Genomic DNA, 18495 nt, shown 5'->3' with positions numbered 1-18495 from the left:
CACAGAGTCCTTTTGTTATTTTTATTGTTCGCCAGGCTTACCAAAAACAGGCATACCGTTATCATCCCAATTTAATGATTTTGTGAAGGTATGACGATCTGGGTTCCACAGTGGATCACCTTCAATTTCAGTATATTGACGACAGTGATAAACCAGCACGTCGTTACCATTTTCATCTTGCGTAAAACTGTTATGCCCGGGGCCAAACATCGACTTAGGCTCGTTACTACGAAATACCGGCTCTTGCACTTTAGTCCAGCTATTTATATCTAATAAATCACTATCTAGGTCCGCATATAGCAAGCCCATAGCATAGTTTTCATCGGTGGCACTGGCTGAATACGTTAAGAATATTTTACCGTTACGTTTAAGTACGTTAGGGCCTTCATTCACCCAAAAACCAATTATTTCCCAATCAAGTTCAGGGATGGTTAAACGGATGATTTCGCCAGTGATCTCTGTTGGTGATGACATCTTTGCCAAATACAGATTTGAGTTACCTTTTACACCCGGTTCTTTTTGTGCCCAACAATAATAAAGCTCATCATTATGATAAAAAGTCGTGGCATCTAAACAAAAAGTATCCCATGGGGTTTCAATTTGACCGCAAAACTGCCACTCGCCTTCAATCGGATCCGCATCTTTACAGCTAATTGCATACATACGATGCTGAAATAAATCGTGCTTAATTTCACGACTCGGTGCTGCGGCAAAATAAACATACCAAGCGCCATCATTAAAATGGATCTCAGGAGCCCAAATAAGCTCAGAATATGGACCTGTTTGTGGCTTCATCCAGACCATTTTTGGCGTTGCAGTTGCAAGCCCTTCTAGGGTTTTTGCACGGCGCAGTTCAATGCCATCATAGGCAGGCACTGACGCGGTAAAGTAATAATAACCATCTGTGTGCTTATGAATATATGGATCAGCACGTTGTGGGATCAAAGGTTTAGGTAAAGTTGACATAAATGCTCCTAAAATTATTCTGGTAACCGCTGGTTTTTAACCATATCGGTATAATAGTTATCGGTAATTTTGTATTTAAATAGCACAAAGCCCAAAATGGCATGAAACACACCAGGAATTATGGTCAGCATTAATGCTAATCCAGTCATGGTAAATTGACTTTGTTCAATATTTGGCTGGTAATCAAAAAAAGCTAACAGTAAACCACCGGCAAGACCCGCTAAACCACCACCGGCTTTTTGGCAAAATGAAATCCCGCCAAATGACAAACCTGATGCCCTAACACCGTCTTTAATTTCGCCATAGTCAACCGCTTCTGCAATCGCGGACCAAAACACCGGTGCATGCAAATCAACCACGAAAGATAAAATGATATACAACACAAAGGCCAACCAGATGTCACCAGGTTGCACTGCAAAAAACATTATCAGCGAAATAAACAACACTGCGATTTGTGACCATCTAAATAGTTTTAACTTACAATAACGTTGGGTGATCCACGTACTTGCCACCATAGATACTATTGATGCTGCGATACCGGCACTGGTAAAAGTACCCGCCAGATCAGAAGCACCTAAATAGTACTTAGCGTAGTACATAGCCACACTGCCACGAATTGCATAACCTAAAGTACCTAGCACACATGCGGCGCATAGCAGCAACCATTGATCGTTTTTAATCAGCACTTTAAATTGGGTCAGTATGCTTTCGGTTTGTGGTTCATGAGTAATACGTTCACGAGTAGTAAAAAAGCAAAACAGAAACAATGCTACACCACAGGTAGACACTAAAATCATTGCCAGTTTATAACCATGAGCGATATCGCCACCGCCCCACATTGACGCCAGTAAAGGTACAGAAAATACAATAATAACATTGGCTATTTTGGCAAAAAACATCCGATAACCATTCGCTGATAAACGTTCTTTAGGATCTGCGGTTAATACGCCAATGTACGAAATATAAGGAATTGCTACACCGGTAAACATCAAGGTGGCAAATAAATAAGTAAGGTAAGCCCACACCAACTTCATATTGTAATCAAAATCTGGCGTGGTAAATAGCAGGACGATTGAAATACCATAGGGCACAGATAAAAATAAGAACCAATGGCGGAACTGCCCCCAGCGAGTTTTTACTTTATCGGTAATCACGCCCATTAATGGGTCAGTAAACGCATCAACAAAACGTGCAACTAAAAATAAAATACCCATATCAACAGGGTCGAGGCCATAAATGTCGGTGTAGAAAAACGACATAAAATAAAATAATGCAGCAACCATAACGTTTACTGCCATATCACCGGCACCAAAACCGACTTTTTCTACCACTGATAACTTTTGATTTTCCATACAACTACCTGATTTTTAAAATACGTTGTACCTTAATACGCCATATTTAAAAGAATAAAGGTCACCTATTCTTTGTTTTATCACATTGGTGACCATTGTATTGCTTATTATTGTAAATTTAATGATAACCTAATTAATAGTATTATCATACTATTTGTAACGCAACCATTTTCGGTTAGACAAAGGTCATATAATAGAAAATAGAAAAGCCTCGGACGATCCGAGGCTTTTATTTGATATAACTGTGATTAGAAAGAGTAACGTACACCTAATGCAAATGTGCGACTATATAGTGCACTATTTGAATTATGTGTCGTTGGATACTCATAATAACTTTGATACGTTTCTTGCGTTAAGTTAGTACCATCAAATGTAACCATCAGATCTTCTGTAACATCGTAGCTTACCTGAAAATCTAAACTCTGTTCTGGGCTACGGTAGATACCCAGTGGGTTAGCAAATTGTGCGGCCTCATAGCTATTTAAGAAATCATCACGCCATAAATAGGCCAAACGCATATCAAAGTCTTCTCGTTCATAGATTAAAACAGTTGAGTACGATGACTTAGACACACCAAACATATCACGCGAATCTGTACCAACTAACTCACCTACATCGTTATACTTCGGTAAATCTTGTTTTGAATCAAGTAAAGTAGCACTGGCTTGAATACCTGCCCCCATTAACCAATCAGGCAAATTGTCAGGGAAATATACAAGACCAAGTTCTAAGCCATCTAATGTACCATTTGACGAATTATTTGGTTGAGTAAGAATGTAATCCTCAGGCTCAGTCGCATCTGGGCCTTGATATTGAATGATACGGTTAGAGCCATAGACAAATCCTTCTATATCGCGCTTAAACAATGTGCCATACAGCGAGCTTGCTTCAGCAAAATACCACTCTAAAGTTAAATCATAATTCTTCGATTCAACGGGTTTTATGCTTGGATTCCCACCATTTGCAGTACCATAACCAATATCTGTGACATCTTCAGTATAATAAATAAACGAGTTTAGCTGTGAAAACTCAGGACGACGAATAGTCTGAGTATAAGCGGCACGAGCAAGTAAATCTTCGCTCAAATGATAACGTACAACAAAGCTAGGTAACCAAGCCGATGAACTATTATCTGCAAAACTAACATCGGTAGGATTTTGATCAATATCGAAAAATGTCATATCAATCTTAGCATTTTCGTAACGAAGGCCAACTTGACCATCAATATCACGACCAAATAATGTGCTTGAAAAATTACCCTGAATATAAGCCGAATAAGCTTTTTCATCAACATCGAATGTTTTTTCTAACACTAAACTTTCTGACTCTATACCATATAGTTCGCGGAAATAGCCTCGATTCGCCTGAATGTAGTGGCCACTTGGAGCAACCCACGATGATGGCCAATTAGCTTTGCCATCAAAAAAGTCTTCATTAACAGCGGCTAATCCAGCATCAAGTGATGAAAAGGGTTGCCCAAGTGTCTCAACGAGGAACTTGGATTCACGTGATGCTTCTGAAGATCCTTTACTATCGTACTTAATACCGAAACCTATTTCATCGAAACCCAAACGGTCTACAAACAGTTCACCATCCAGCGTGAAGGTAAGTGAATCACCTTTGCGATTGCCACCATTGTCATACAGTTGAGCAACATTCCATTGCGAGGTATCGGTTAAATCAGCTTCATTCGCTGGGGTATCTGGATTATCAACATATCCTAATGCTGGGATACCATCTTTATCATTAAAATCAACATTTAAGCCATATGCTACCCGATCACTTCGCATTGCCAGGAATTCTGTTTCGTATTGGCTATCTTGATAATAAATTTCAGACGACAAATTAAAGTTATCATTGATAGTCCATTCACCACCTAATGCAAACACGTAGCTGTCGGTTTTACTTACATTCAAATCACCGCTATTAAAACCGTATGGTGCATCAACATAACGTTCTTTAATAATGTTAGTACCGTCAAAGGTCGTCGGTGGATTTTGCGTATCAACATTGCCCCACCAATCTACGAAGGTAAAGCTTAGCGAATTGAATGACTCATTACGGTAGCCATTGTAAAAGGCTTCAAAGGTATATTGTGAATCGCTGTTAGGGCGCCATTGCAATGAAAGATTGGCAGCTGGGCGTTCACGCTTACCAGTTAAGTCATTAGAAAAAACGGCATCGCGTGACAAGTAATATTCAGTTGGCACACCATTGATATTCAATGTCGAACCCGATTGATATGGTAGGCCGTTTTCAAGACCAGGTTCCCATATTGGGCTTTCACTTACATTACCATTGCTTGGGAAAATACGCTCAAACGGTGCAAATCCTGCTGCCGGGTTAAGGGTCATAAATGGCACCATTGCACCTGCAGCCATATTTTGGTCTCGGTAATTAGTCTCTGCGTATGAAAGGTTGATCAAGGCACCAAACTCCCCCATACCAGACTCCCAGCGATTACTCGCTAGTGCAGATAAAATTGGATCAACCTCTTCTGCTTGGTCTTGGTAAACACCGCGGGCAGAAACAACCACTCTTGAACCATCAAAGTTAAATGGGCGCTGGGTTTTGATGTCAATTTGACCGGCAATACCACTACCTACTTGTGAAGCGGAACGCGTTTTGAATACATCAACACTTTCCAATAAAGCTGCCGGAATATCAGCAAGCGCTACATTACGACCAGAAGCTGTAAATACTTGTCGACCATTGACTGTTGTTGTTACGTCCGTTAAACCACGGATAGATACCGTGTTTACTTCACCAGCACCACGGTCAGTAACCTGTATACCGGTTACCCGTTGCAGCGCTTCTACAACGTTATTATCTGGAAACTTACCGATATCTTCGGCAACAATCGCATCAACAACTTGGAATGACTGTCGTTTAATGTTCAGGCCTTTATTTAAGCTACCACGAATACCAGAAACCTGAATAACTTCAATGTCGTCTTTCTCAGCATTTGCTGATGTATTATCTTCTTGCTGTGCATATGCAAACTGGCATGACACTGCCATTAAAATTGCGCTAGCTATGTGTGTTTTTTTGAACATGAGTGGTGTTCTCCATTTGTTTTTCCCCCAGAAGGCTAATTACCCTCTGCTCCCCCTTATGTACAAAGCTTGTTGTCAGAGCCTGTATTAAGGTTGTCTTTTATTATGTTAATTATTTGCTGCCTGACATTGATAATATTGTATGATTAATTAGCAGTCAACTTATAACGCTAAATAAATGTTAATTGAAAAAATCGAAATACAGGCTTTAAAGTTGTGAAGAATAGAAAATAAAACAATAAATAACATAATCTTAGTTATTTTATTATGGAAAGGATTAAGAGCTTAACTATATTTTTGCAACAATTAAATGAATTTATTTTATTTAACATGGCAAATAAAGATACTATATTACAATTTAGCCAAGGCAACTTATTGCTCTGTACAACAAGTTCATTTTGATAATCATCATAAAACCCAGTTAAAAATTAACATTTTAGGTACTGCTAGGTAAGAGGTGCCGTTGGATAAAAAAGTCCCAGACAGGCTGGGACTTTTTGGGCTTATACTTTTGGGCTTATATAAATATTAGAAAGTGTAACGTGCACCAATTGCAAATGTACGAGAGTAGATACCGTTGCTAAAGTTAAATAGGTTATCGTTACCTTCACCGTAATAGCTTTGATACACATCATCTAAGATGTTTGTTGCATCAAATGTCACCACAAAATCATCCGTCACGTCATAACTAAATTGAAAGTCTAAACTTTGCTCAGGACGGCTCCAAAATTGTAGCGGGTTCGCAAAAATAGCCGCTTCGTTACCGGTATAGAACTCTGAACGCCATACGTACGATAAACGCATATCAAACGTATCTCGCTCATAAATACCCACAATACTGTATGACTGATCCGACACACCGGCCATGCTTGACTCAACATAACCACTAATAGTTCCATCATCATTATATTCTGGTAATTGTTGAGATGAATCTAGCGCAGTAAAACTTGCTTGTACACCAACTCCGTCAAGCATCTCCGGTAAATTATCTGGGAAATATACTAAACCAAGCTCTAAACCAGATAATTCACCTTCACTGGCATTCACAGGCGCACTTAATGCAAAGGGAATAACCTCTCCATCTGACGCTCTAGGTCGCATTACAATTTTACGCCCAGGGACAATCCGGCTATCTATGTCACGTAAAAAGTACGTTGCATATAAAGAGCTCGAATCTGCAAAATACCACTCAAGTGACACATCATAGTTTGTAGACTCCTCAGGTTGTAATTGCGGATTCCCCCCCACCCCAGTACCGTTTTTAGTCCCATCAGTTAATGGTTCAGTCCAGTATTGCAAGGCATTTAAATCTGTGAAATTAGGCATACGTAAGGTATTAGTATATGCAAAACGCCCTATCACATCATCGGTTATATTCCAGTTTAGAACTAAGCTTGGCAGTAATTTACTGACATCTGCGCTCGCAGAGCTTGACTCAAACACATTGGTATTTAGCCCTGTTTCAGCAGTAAAATCCATTTCTTGCTCATAGCTCACATAGCGAACACCAAACTCCCCGCTGATATTTTCAGTTAAGAAAAAGTTTGTTGTGGCATATAGCGCATACGAGTTTTCTTCGATATCAAAGGTCTTATATACATCTTCTGCTTCTAGATCATACACGCTGCGAACTGCACCAGCGTTATCTAGCATATAGCCACCATCTGCGGTGATAAAGCTATTAAATGTATCTGCACGGCCATCAAAGTAGTCATCAACTTGGAATACTATTCCAGAGCCATCGCCTGCTGCACCAGCTGCACCAAGTTGTTGGATCAGGCTTTCAACACTTGTACTATTTCCGATCCCACCTTCATTTGTTCGAGTGAATTCTTCAGCTGTGCGTTTTTCGTAACGACCACCAAATTTAATTTTATCGAAAAAGTTACCACCTACTAGATACTCAGCATCAAAGGTAAATGTTGTTGAGTCGCCGCGATTCCCGCCTCCATTATCATAGGCTGTTCCCGCATTCCAGTTTTGTATTGCAGCCATATCGGCTTCATTTACAGCTGTATTAGGATCATCCCAAAATGCGATACCTGGAACACCATCATTGTCATTAAAATCAACATCTAAACCAGTTGCAACACGGTCAAAGCGCATTGCAAAAAAGTCTGTTTCATACTCACTTTCTTGATAAACGACCTCAGTGTTAATAGTTAAATAATCACTGGCTTGCCACTGTGCACCAAGTGCGTATAAATAGCTGTCTGTTTTACCATAAGAGAAATCGCCACTTTGGAAACCACCCACAGCAATTGCTTGCTTTTCTTTTACAACGTTAGTGCCATCAAATACAACAGGCGTTTCGATGAAGCCGTTACCGTTTTCGAACGTATTAGAGAACCACATGGCATTTTGCGATTCATTTTCATAACCGGTGTAAAAGCCTTCAGCGGTAATTTCTAGGGTATCAACCGGCGCCCATTGAAGTGAAATTGAAGCAGCAGGGCGTTTACGCAAACCAGTAAAAGACGTACCAAATATCGCATCACGGGCAATTAAATACTCGGTTGGTTCACCCTCAACATTCAATGTAGAGCCCGGAGCATAGGATAAGCCATTTTCTAGACCTATTTGCCAAACTTTATTACCTTGCGAATCATATTCAGGAATACGTGAATAGGGTGAATACATTGCTTGCGGTTTATTGGTAAAAAATGGAAACGCTGCACCCGCTGTTATCGTATCATCTCGATAATGGGTCTCAGAGTACGACACATTAAACAGTGCACCAAACTCACCCCCACCATCAAGTTCCCAGCGGTTGCTTAATAATGCGCTCACATTTGGGTCAACTTTATCAGGTTGATCGGAGTAAATACCACGTGCAGCTAAAACAACTTTTTTGCCGTCAAAATTAAAAGGACGATTAGTTTTAATGTCGATTGAACCGGCAATACCACGCTCTACCTGATCAGCTGAACGTGTTTTATAAACGGTAACACCCGATAATAAGCTTGCTGGGATATCTTGTAGCGCTACATCACGCCCTGCACCAGTAAAAATATCACGACCATTTACAGTGGTATGCACATCCGACAAACCACGAATAGATACTTGGCTCACTTCACCCGCACCACGGCCAGTAGTTTGCACCCCAGTTACCCGTTGCAATGCTTCTACTACGTTGTTATCGGGGAACTTACCAATATCTTCAGCAATAATAGCGTCAACGATTTGCACGCTAGCACGTTTTTCACCTAACGCTTTATTTAAACTGCCGCGAATACCTGTAACCTGAATAACCTCGATTTCATCAACGCTTTCTTCAGGAGTATTAATTGCTTCTTGTTGTGCATAGGCAAATTGACAAGTGAATGCCAACACTATCGCACTTGCTATGTGTGTTCTTTTAAACATTAGCGGTGTTCTCCAAGTTATAGTTATATCGGCGGGCTGAACTATTCCATTTAGCTACCGAAGAGTGACCACTGCATTGTCCAGAGATGTTGTCAAAACAGTACACGGGGATCTACATATTATTTTGTTAATAGATTAGCGCCCGAACTTTAATCATATTGTATGACTAATAAGCGGTCAACTCTAAAATCCAAATTAAAACAATCCGTAAAGAATATATTAAAGTTCTCTCCCAATTAAACCTTACCGGTTTGCTTGCATACGTCATAAAAATTAAAATAAACAATAAAATACAACAGTATAAACAATTAAAAAAGCGAAACATCTACATAGTAGTAGGCTGTCGAGTTACAAAAAATAAGTAACCAGATATTTACCTTCGCAATTTTGCTGCTAAGATAATAAAAAATACAATATTACAATAAAGAATTGTTTTTCACTGTATGTTTACTTTTTTGTACCAATTAAGCTCATTTTCGTACTTTATAATACAATTTGAGTCTGTGACCGTGAAGAGCGTATATTGAATTACAATCATTAATCACAAAGGACACCTAATGAACAATAAATTAACAGCCTTTGCACTGCCGTTACTGCTATCTAGCACTATGGCCGCTGCACAAAACCCATTATTTACCGATGTGTTTACTGCAGATCCTGCCGCATTGGTGCACAAAGATACGGTTTACCTGTATACCGGCCACGATGAAGCCCCCAATAACGATGTATTTTTTGAAATGCATGACTGGCTTGCCTTTTCATCAACCGATATGGTGAATTGGAAAAAGCACGGCCCAATTATGAAAGCCACTGACTTTAAATGGGCGAAAGGTGAAGCTTGGGCTTCTCATATGATTGAACGAGACGGTACTTTCTACTTTTTTACTACCGTTCGCCATGATGATACTAAACCAGGTTTTGCAATTGGGGTTGCCACCTCAAAATCCCCTACTGGCCCATTTAAAGATGCCATCGGTCATGCACTAGTAACCGATGATATGACCAAACATACACCTAATGACTGGGATGATATTGATCCGGCTATCTATGTAGAAGAAAACGGTGATACATACATGTTTTTTGGTAACTTAGTGCCTAAATATGTAAAACTAAGTGATGACTTACTCAGCTTGGATGGTGAAATTAAAACCATTGATTTACCAAACTTTACTGAAGCACTGTGGGTACATAAGAAAGAAGAATACTATTACGTATCTTATGCGTGTGAATTCCCTGAAAAGATCTGTTATGCGATGAGTAAAAGTATCCATGGGCCTTGGCAGTACCAAGGTATCCTCAATGAGATTGCCGGTAACAGCGAAACCAATCACCAATCAATTATCGAATTTAAAGGTAAAAGTTACTTTATTTACCATACCGGTGCAGTACCACCAAAAGACGGCAAACCAAGTGGCGGACGCTTTCGTCGCTCTGTTGCGATTGAACCACTGCTCTACAATGATGATGGCACCTTGCAGCGTATCATCATGACCACTGAAGGATTGAGTAAAGGTAAATAACTCAGTCAATAAATGGGCTCTTATTGCAGAGCCCTCATTACTATGATTTATCTTCCCCTACCTGCTAGACACATCTAGTGTTCCCATTAAAACAGCGAAAAAGCAGCACAAACCATTGCTTGATAATAATTAAAACACCGCGGTAATCATTGTAAACAAAGCACTTTTAATTTACATGTTAATTACTTTTGCAAAAGTATTTGCACATCTTAAATAGTACTATAAAATTACAATACTACGTAGTTACTACTTTACGTTAGGTGTACAGCAATTTTATCGACAACATTAAATAACAAAAATCCCCGTTATAAGAGGACACACAAAAATGAAACTAACCAGATTAGCAATGGTGATCACCTGCGCTTTAGCTGTTACAGCATGCTCTGAAGAAGGCACTAAGCTTGAGTCATCACCAGCAGTTGCCCAGCCACAAAGTGCAAAACCAACCGTCAGTGATAGCGTTGAGTACAACGAAGAAGGTAATGTAGCGGTAACTTATGTTGGCGTACATGATCCTTCCGTAATTGAAACTGACGGTACTTATTACATTTTTGGTTCACATTTAGCGGTAGCAAAATCAACTGATTTATTAAATTGGGAAATGATTTCAAGTCTTTCCGCTAATGAAGCCGTGAATGAAAGCCCGCTTTTTGACTTTAATTACACTAGCGAAATCGCCGAAGGTATTGAGTGGACTGATGGATTTACCGGTAACTGGGCTGCTGATGTGGTGAAAGCACCCAATGGTAAGTTTTGGTTTTACTATAACCATTGCGCCCAAGATAACCCTGACACACCTGACGTTGTTGATGAAGTATGCTGGAACCGCTCGTACTTAGGCCTTGCCGAAGCTGATTCTGTAGAAGGTCCATATAAAAACAAAGGTGTATTCTTACGCAGTGGCTATCGCAATGACGAAGAATTTGCGCAGTATCCCCTAGATAATGGCCAAACAACGTGGAATGGTGCGGTTGACCCGAATGCCATTGACCCTGCCGCCTTTTATGATAAAGACGGCCAATTATGGATGGTTTATGGTTCATATTCTGGCGGTATTTTTGTACTGGCAATGAATGAAGAAACCGGTATACCTGACGGTGAGCAAGGCTATGGTAAACACTTAGTGGGTGGTGACTTTAGAGCCATTGAAGGCGCATTTGCTATGTACAGCCCAGAAAGTGACTACTATTACTTGTTTTATTCAGTCGCGGGTTTTGATGTAAACGGTGGTTACAATATCCGTGTAGCACGTTCAAAAACACCAGATGGCCCATACTTAGATACCGCTGGCAACGATATTGCCACTGTAGGTGGTCTAGAAATTGGTGAAAAACTATTAGGTGGCTTTGAGTACACTCAAGAGCTAGGTGAAACGTCACCTGCTTGGGGTTATCAATCACCGGGCCATAATTCAGCACATTATGACGAAGCGACTGGCCGTCACTTATTGATTACCCACACGCGCTTCCCACAAACCTCGTCACCGTTTCCGACAGCGAGTGAAGCTCACCAAGTTCGCGTGCATGAGATGTTTATCAATTCGTTAGGTTGGCCTGTCACCTCACCACAACGTTTTGTACCACTAGAGGGTGATAATTTAGTGGTTGCTGAGCAATTGTACGGATACTACAAATTTATAAATCATGGTACTGATGTTAATACCAGTGCGGTGCGCTCAACTTACATAGCATTAAATGCTGATCACTCAGTGACCGGTGATGATACGGGTATTTGGTATATGGTTGATGATTCAAACGTCAAACTTGAGCTTGGATCTGGTACTTATTACGGTGTTGCTAAATGGCAATGGGATGATAGTAAGCAAGACTTAGTGGTCACCTTCTCTGCTGTATCACTTGAAAACGCCACGGTGTGGGGCAGTAAAATTGCTGAGATTGATGAAACCGCCAGTGTATTAGCAACCGTGAACGATGCGCTAAATATTAAGACTGAGCTGTCAATTGCTGATGAAGGTTATTCATTACCAACCAAAGGGAAAGCGGGTACGACTATTCGCTGGGAATCAAGTAATGAATATTACATTGATGCAAATGGCTCTGTATTTATTCCCACCCCTGATCGTGGCGATCAAGCAGTTACATTAACCGCTAGTATGTCACTTAACGGTGAAACCATCACTAAGAGCTTTAATGTTAATGTTAAAGCTCGTCCGGTATATAAAAATGCGATTGCACACTATAGCTTTGAAAACGGCTTAACAGATAATTTAAGCAACCTTGCTGATGCCGTCACCACAGATAATAACTTAGACAACACAGGTGCTGGCACTGCTGCCTATAGCGTGGGCCAAACAGGCCAAGCATTTAACTTTGATGGCTCAACCGGTGTGCGTTTACCGGATGACATTATCAATTCTGACAGCTACACCGTTTCATTTTGGTCAAAGCCTGACGTTGTAACTGGTTACAGCCCCGCATTTTTTGCAGCAGAAAACGCTGACCGTTGGATTAGCTATATTCCAGGTGGCGCACCTCACTTCACGACTAATACACTACTATGGAGCCGCTACCTTGTTGAGCCTGAAGTAGAGCAGTGGAATCAAATCGAAATGACTCAAGGCGCTACGGCTGGACAGTGGAGTCATGTTACTATCACTTATGCTAACGGCACAATGAAGTACTACTCTAATGGAGCACTTGTTGGTTCAATGCCACGCCCTGACATGTTTAGTAGTGATACGGCCAAGTTTGCACTGGGTGTAAACTTTGGCTGGGATGCACCATTCCAAGGTCAAGTAGATGAATTTATTGTCTATGATTACGCATTAAACAGCTTAGATATTAATGGTGCAGCGATTAACAATCTAACTGATCCAACTAAGTTTGAAACCTTCATTACTGATGCACTTGATTTAGGTGATACAACGGCTATCCGTGAAAGCTTTGAATTACCCCGTGTTGGACCGTTTGTGTCAGGTATTAGCTGGACATCGAATAATGAAGAGTTCTTGAAACCTGTTAATGGCACTGCCGTTGTTAATCAGCCAAGCGCCAATGTTGGCGATCAAGTTGTTACTTTAACAGCAACAATTAACTATAAAGACTTTACAGATACTAAAACTTTTGCAGTTACCATTAAATCACTTGCCCCTGCAGAATATAGCTTTGAAGGCGATTTAGCAGAGCTTAAAGATGCATACGCAAGTGCTAAACCAACTGGCGACCGTATTGATAACACCGGTGGTAACGCCACTTTTGTTGAAGGCATTAAAGGCCAAGCGTTATTCCTGCAAGGTTCAGGCGTGCGTTTACCAAATAATTTGATCACCACCAACGACTACTCGGTATCAATGTGGTTAAAACCTGAAACATTCTCAGATTACACCACCGCATTTTTTGCAGGGGCTAGTTCATCAACGTGGGTCAGCTTAGTACCCTCAATGGTTGATTCAAATACTACACGTCTATGGGCAAATGGTGGCGGTGCATTCTTTGATAATGGTGATTTAGGCATGCGCATCCTTGCTAAAGAGTGGACTCATGTTGCCTTCACGGTTGATGGCAGCAACGGTGATACGCTGAAAATGTACGTAAATGGTGAACTTAAAATTGAAGCTGGTGGCTTCCCTCGCGTATTCACTGTCGAAGGCGAAACCAATGAATTTGCGTTAGGTGTAAACTACTGGGATACACCGTATAACGGCGCGGTTGATGAGTTAAAAATATTTAACGGCGCAATCGATGCTGACGCAATCAAAGCACTCTACGATGCAGCTACTGCACAAGAGTAAGCTATTTAGGGTGAGCTGCCTTACCCAATAGTTTGTTGTCATAAAAAGCCAGACAAGAGTCTGGCTTTTTTTTAACTTTTTATTTTCAACATACACAACATCATATACAGTGATATTTATAATACAATATTAACTAAGGAAGGAGCTATGCAACGTCTTTTCATCACCTTAATATGCTTGATACCCTCACTATGCTTTGCGAAAACTGCTAACTATAAAGTGATAGACGAAGGTGGCAGTGGCCCATTTAGCGCCATTGCAGCCACTGAAACCTCGTTAAGTGACTATGTTATATACCGCCCGAAGCAGTTAAGCGCTGGGCAAAACCCGTCGCCAAAACTACCCGTTATGGTATTTGCTAACGGCGGCTGTATGGATACCTCCTATCCATTTGAGCATATGCTCTCTGACATTGCTTCGCACGGTTACTTAGTCATTGCTCTGGGCAAAATGCAAAACAGCCTTGATGACAGGCCCTTAAATAAGGCCAGTAATAGCATGATCCCTCACGCGATTGATTGGATCACAGCGCAATCTGCAAATCCATTAAGTGAATTTTACCAAAGCGCAAATCTTGAGAAAATCGCCATTGCAGGCCAGTCATGTGGCGGCGCGCAACTACTTGCCACTGGGGCAGATAAAAGAGTCTGCAGTTATTTAATGTTTAATTCAGGTATTGGTGATATGACCATGGCAAGCGCTGATGTTAAGTCACTGCAAAACTTGCATGCTCCTGTAATCTACCTTGTTGGTGGACCCACTGATATTGCCACTGACAATGCCAAGCTTGATTATCAACGCATAAGTCATGTGCCCGTGATCTTTGCTAATCATAAAACCGCGGGGCATTCAGGAACATTTGAACAGCCGTTTGGTGGTTCGTTCTCAAAGCTAGCTATTAAGTGGCTGGATTGGCAATTAAAAGATAAGCAAACCAATGCAACGCTATTTTTGCAGGGTAAAACAGCTGACTTTGTTAATTGGGATATAAAAGCAAAACAATTTTAAAAGGAATGATTATGAACACATCAACACTTAAGCGGCTTTTATGGGCTACATTTTTTACTGCAACAACGGCAACAGTGACCGCTGTCAACGCCGAGCCACTCATCCAAGTCACTGTGGCACAAGGTAAACTTCAAGGCACGGCAGAGCATAACTTAGCGGTATTTAAAGGTGTGCCGTTTGCTAAACCACCCGTGGGAGAATTACGTTGGAAAGCCCCGCAACCGGCTGAAAAATGGCAAGGTGTACGTAAAGCACAAGAGTATGCCCCTGCCCCAATACAAGCAGGCAACCCTGTATCTGGGATCAGTGAAGATAGCTTATATTTAAATATTTGGACGTCGGCAGAATCGAGCGTAGATAAACTCCCTGTATTAGTTTGGATTTACGGCGGTGGCTTTAGTTTTGGTAGCTCATCCGATCCTATTTTTGATGGTACTGAGCTTGCCAATAAAGGCGTGATAGTAGTGTCTATTGCTTATCGCGTTGGTCAATTAGGTTTTTTAGCCCATCCTGAACTTAATAAGGAAAGCCCAGTTGGCGTATCAGGTAATTATGGATTGCTCGACCAACTAGCCGCCTTAAAGTGGCTTAAACAAAACATTAGTGAGTTTGGTGGTGATGCAAATAATCTTACCATCGCTGGTGAATCTGCGGGCGGCATTTCGGTTAGCATGCTTGCCGCCTCACCGTTAGCTAAAGGGTTATTTAACAAAGTTATCTCGCAAAGTGGTGGTTCATTTGGTCCTACTCGCATAAAAAATTACCCTGGTGAAAACATGTCGACCCTAGAGCAGGCTCAAGCAGAAGGTTTCGACTATGTAAAACAGTTTGGCACAAGCTCAATTGCACAGCTGCGTAAAATGAGCGCAGACACCTTTATACCAAAAGGTTGGTCGCTACCAGGTGGCTGGCCTATTGTTGACGACTATGTGATCAAGGGCGACCAATATAAGCTCTATCAGCAAGGCAAGTTTAATGATGTACCCGCTTTAATTGGTTATAACTCCGATGAAGGCGTCAGCTTTGTGTGGGACCCTGATGTTAATAATTTTGTTGATGGAGTAAAAACTCGTTTCGGTCAATTTGCGCCTAGCTTACTTGAAGCTTACCCTGTTGCAAAAAATAGCATCCCTCGCAGTGCTCGAAACCTAGTACGTGATGCCGCATTTGGTTGGCATACCTGGAGCTGGGCTAAATTACAAACTCAGTATGGTAAAGCCCCAGCATATCTTTATTACTTCGATCACCACCCTAAACGTACACCTGATGCCAAAGACGAAGATCATGGCTCTGGCCACGGTCATGAAATAGCCTATATGTTTAAAAACCTTAATAAAGCAGATCCGAATGTAACTAAAAATGATTTAAAAATGTCAGATATAATGGCAACCTACTGGACTAACTTTGCCAAAAATGGCAATCCAAATGACGATGCATTACCAAATTGGCCTGCTTTTAATAATGACAAACCCAGCACTATGTATTTTCAACAGCAACCAAAAGTCGGCCCAGTGCCCGACAAACAAGCGCTAGAAACACTTGATCAGTATTTTAAATGGCGCCGCACACCAGCCGGTGAAAAGTGGGCTAACCAAGTTCGCTAGTCTGCAGCTATCCAAATAAAAGCCAAATTAATATTTGGCTTTTATTTACATGTCTCCCCTTTAGTAACGCCTCTTTCAGCCGATAAGTATGATTAAATCACATTATAAAGAGCCATGATGCAGATACATAAACCACTGGGACAGCCAATTGCGTCACCATCAGAGTCTACGGTAAAAAGTAACGATACTACTGGCTATCGTTTATCAGAAAAAGAGTTAGACAATATATCAGGCCGGGAAACTAAAGAGAAAGCAGAAAAAGAGGCCAGTTCAGATATGCCCGATCATATCGCTAAAATGATCGAACAGCTGAAAAAAATCAAAGAGCAGGTTGAACAACAAAAAGAGCAACTCGAAAAGTTAAAAGCGCTAGATAACCAGCAAGATGAAGCTGTTAAAGCACAAGTCGAAGCGCAAACTAATATGATTGTATCAATGCAAGCTCAAATGGGTTCGTTAGTTCAAACCATCGCTGAAGCGATGAAAGAAGCTGGTATTACCGACACAGGTGCACTTGTCAGTGCCATGGTGTGATCAACTGAAATCGCGATTAGTTGTTACTATTGTAGTACTGCTCATATTCTATTATTAGCAATCGTGTTTTTAGCTATACTTAAATAAGCGCAATATCAACAATTAGGCATAATTATGAGTTATAAAAACTGGCCAATCGCTAGGCAGATTGGTGCACTCGTATTTCCTTGCTACAGCAATTTTTACTGACAAAAGTAAATCGGCCATTAAAATGCCTTCTGCTACCAGGCGCAATTAGCTTTGCAATTTAATCACCAAAATAATTAGTGATTGTTTAATCGATAGATTTTTAGTTAAAGGAACCGCTTTTTATTTGTAGATACTTTTCGATAGTTTTATCTTTCTTATCTGATGCAAGCACTTCATCTAAAGATTTCTGAATTTTTGTTATCATTTCATCTGATGTTTTTTTATTAGCTATCATGTAATAGCCACCTTCGTTCGACAGTAAATAGGCTTTTTCAATTGCTGACTGATCATAGCCCAGCGTTTTCATTTGATAGGCTAAATCTAATGGATCTCCAGGGATCAGATCTGTCCTTTTTTTAAATAAAGCTTTTAATATTTGTTCTGAATTAACAGTAACATAGTAGTCTATATTTTCTTGAAAGTGATTACGTTTAAGGAATTGCTCAACTGAACCGCCCATCAGCACACTAGTTTTATATTGTTTGATATCTGCGATTTTGTTGATCTGTATATCAGATCGGGAATTTAATTTATACAGATATACCTCTCTGGTGTGCAAAGGGCCAATCCATTTATACATATTTTCGAGCTCAGGAATGCGAGCTACTGTAAAAAGCAAAGTGTTAGGAGTTTGTTGGACAGTGTATAAAGCGCGTTTAAAAGGATAAACTAACAGTTTGTATTTGATGTTCGCTTTTTGCAGCGCGGCTTCTACTAACTCTGTGCTAATACCAACTAGCTTACCACCTTTGTTAAAATTATAAGGTGGCCAGTCGTTCAACAAAATTGTAAGTTCAGGCTCTGGATCCTGAGCATTTGCATTTATATTTGACAATAAACTCAATAATAAAATCATTCTTAATATCATGAGGCTTCCTATTCCTGTGCCTGCTTCTATCTATAAAAAGCGCTATTTTTTAAGTTTATTTTATAATTATCTTTGGCTTTACCTTACATATTAGCAGCCTACGCTAACATTACACTTGGTTCACTGTATCTTACAATTATGGACAATCAAATTGTACCTTTGCTGCGTCACCTTACACTAATTAAATTAGCGACAACAGCTTAAAATACAACCACCTTTTATATTGAGCGAATCGCTTAACTTTGGCAGTTTGTTAAAAAATACTAAATGTACAGGCCGCG

General features: G+C 40.5%; 10 protein-coding genes. 5 read left to right on the top strand and 5 right to left on the bottom strand.

Annotated features, from left to right (window positions below):
• Nucleotides 1–21 precede the first annotated feature (21 nt).
• From H5203_RS02675 to H5203_RS02660, 4 genes are all read right to left on the bottom strand, one after another.
• Nucleotides 22–966, bottom strand: coding sequence for a glycoside hydrolase family 43 protein (locus H5203_RS02675; RefSeq protein ID WP_182819336.1), 945 nt, complete (start codon nt 964–966; stop codon nt 22–24).
• A gap of 14 nt (nt 967–980) precedes the next feature.
• Nucleotides 981–2318, bottom strand: a complete 1338-nt coding sequence (locus H5203_RS02670) for an MFS transporter (protein ID WP_182819335.1) — start codon at nt 2316–2318, stop codon at nt 981–983.
• 248 nt (nt 2319–2566) lie between these two features.
• Nucleotides 2567–5374, bottom strand: a complete 2808-nt coding sequence (locus H5203_RS02665; RefSeq protein ID WP_182819334.1) for a TonB-dependent receptor — start codon at nt 5372–5374, stop codon at nt 2567–2569.
• 528 nt (nt 5375–5902) lie between these two features.
• Nucleotides 5903–8740, bottom strand: a complete 2838-nt coding sequence (locus H5203_RS02660; protein ID WP_182819333.1) for a TonB-dependent receptor — start codon at nt 8738–8740, stop codon at nt 5903–5905.
• Between the two features lie 557 nt (nt 8741–9297).
• On the opposite strand from H5203_RS02660, the gene H5203_RS02655 reads away from it, so the two are divergent.
• The 5 genes from H5203_RS02655 to H5203_RS02635 all read left to right on the top strand — a co-directional run bounded on the left by H5203_RS02655 (nt 9298) and on the right by H5203_RS02635 (nt 17157).
• Complete coding sequence (locus H5203_RS02655) at nt 9298–10260, top strand: glycoside hydrolase family 43 protein (RefSeq protein ID WP_145234152.1); 963 nt, start codon at nt 9298–9300, stop codon at nt 10258–10260.
• A 325-nt stretch (nt 10261–10585) separates the two neighbouring features.
• Entirely contained in the window at nt 10586–14011 is a 3426-nt protein-coding gene (locus tag H5203_RS02650) for a LamG-like jellyroll fold domain-containing protein (RefSeq protein WP_182819332.1), read from the top strand.
• Nucleotides 14012–14158: 147 nt separating this feature from the next.
• Nucleotides 14159–15019: a chlorophyllase/cutinase-like alpha/beta fold protein gene (locus tag H5203_RS02645; RefSeq protein ID WP_182819331.1), complete on the top strand. Its 861-nt coding sequence runs from the start codon at nt 14159–14161 to the stop codon at nt 15017–15019.
• 11 nt (nt 15020–15030) lie between these two features.
• Nucleotides 15031–16623 (top strand): carboxylesterase/lipase family protein, encoded by a 1593-nt coding sequence (locus H5203_RS02640; RefSeq protein WP_182819330.1) that lies wholly within the window; start codon nt 15031–15033, stop codon nt 16621–16623.
• A 114-nt stretch (nt 16624–16737) separates the two neighbouring features.
• A complete protein-coding gene (locus tag H5203_RS02635) occupies nt 16738–17157 on the top strand; it encodes a hypothetical protein (protein WP_246175461.1) in 420 nt (139 codons plus the stop codon).
• Nucleotides 17158–17446: 289 nt separating this feature from the next.
• Here H5203_RS02635 and H5203_RS02630 read toward each other — a convergent pair whose 3' ends face one another.
• Nucleotides 17447–18214 carry an ABC transporter substrate-binding protein gene (locus tag H5203_RS02630; protein ID WP_182717785.1) on the bottom strand — a complete coding sequence of 256 codons (768 nt, stop codon included), beginning with the start codon at nt 18212–18214 and terminating at the stop codon, nt 17447–17449.
• Between the last annotated feature and the right edge of the window lie 281 nt (nt 18215–18495).

It is taken from the genome of Pseudoalteromonas sp. SG41-1 (assembly GCF_014164575.1).
Lineage (GTDB): Bacteria > Pseudomonadota > Gammaproteobacteria > Enterobacterales > Alteromonadaceae > Pseudoalteromonas > Pseudoalteromonas rhizosphaerae.
Note: the sequence above shows the minus strand (reverse complement) of the source record. Positions and strands in the feature narration are given on the sequence as shown.

Excerpts from the sequence above, each read along its gene's own strand:
- H5203_RS02675 (WP_182819336.1), bottom strand. The coding sequence starts at position 966 with ATGTCAACTTTACCTAAACCTTTGATCCCACAACGTGCTGATCCATAT.
- H5203_RS02670 (WP_182819335.1), bottom strand. The coding sequence starts at position 2,318 with ATGGAAAATCAAAAGTTATCAGTGGTAGAAAAAGTCGGTTTTGGTGCC.
- H5203_RS02665 (WP_182819334.1), bottom strand. The coding sequence starts at position 5,374 with ATGTTCAAAAAAACACACATAGCTAGCGCAATTTTAATGGCAGTGTCA.
- H5203_RS02660 (WP_182819333.1), bottom strand. The coding sequence starts at position 8,740 with ATGTTTAAAAGAACACACATAGCAAGTGCGATAGTGTTGGCATTCACT.
- H5203_RS02655 (WP_145234152.1), top strand. The coding sequence starts at position 9,298 with ATGAACAATAAATTAACAGCCTTTGCACTGCCGTTACTGCTATCTAGC.
- H5203_RS02650 (WP_182819332.1), top strand. The coding sequence starts at position 10,586 with ATGAAACTAACCAGATTAGCAATGGTGATCACCTGCGCTTTAGCTGTT.
- H5203_RS02645 (WP_182819331.1), top strand. The coding sequence starts at position 14,159 with ATGCAACGTCTTTTCATCACCTTAATATGCTTGATACCCTCACTATGC.
- H5203_RS02640 (WP_182819330.1), top strand. The coding sequence starts at position 15,031 with ATGAACACATCAACACTTAAGCGGCTTTTATGGGCTACATTTTTTACT.
- H5203_RS02635 (WP_246175461.1), top strand. The coding sequence starts at position 16,738 with ATGATGCAGATACATAAACCACTGGGACAGCCAATTGCGTCACCATCA.
- H5203_RS02630 (WP_182717785.1), bottom strand. The coding sequence starts at position 18,214 with ATGATATTAAGAATGATTTTATTATTGAGTTTATTGTCAAATATAAAT.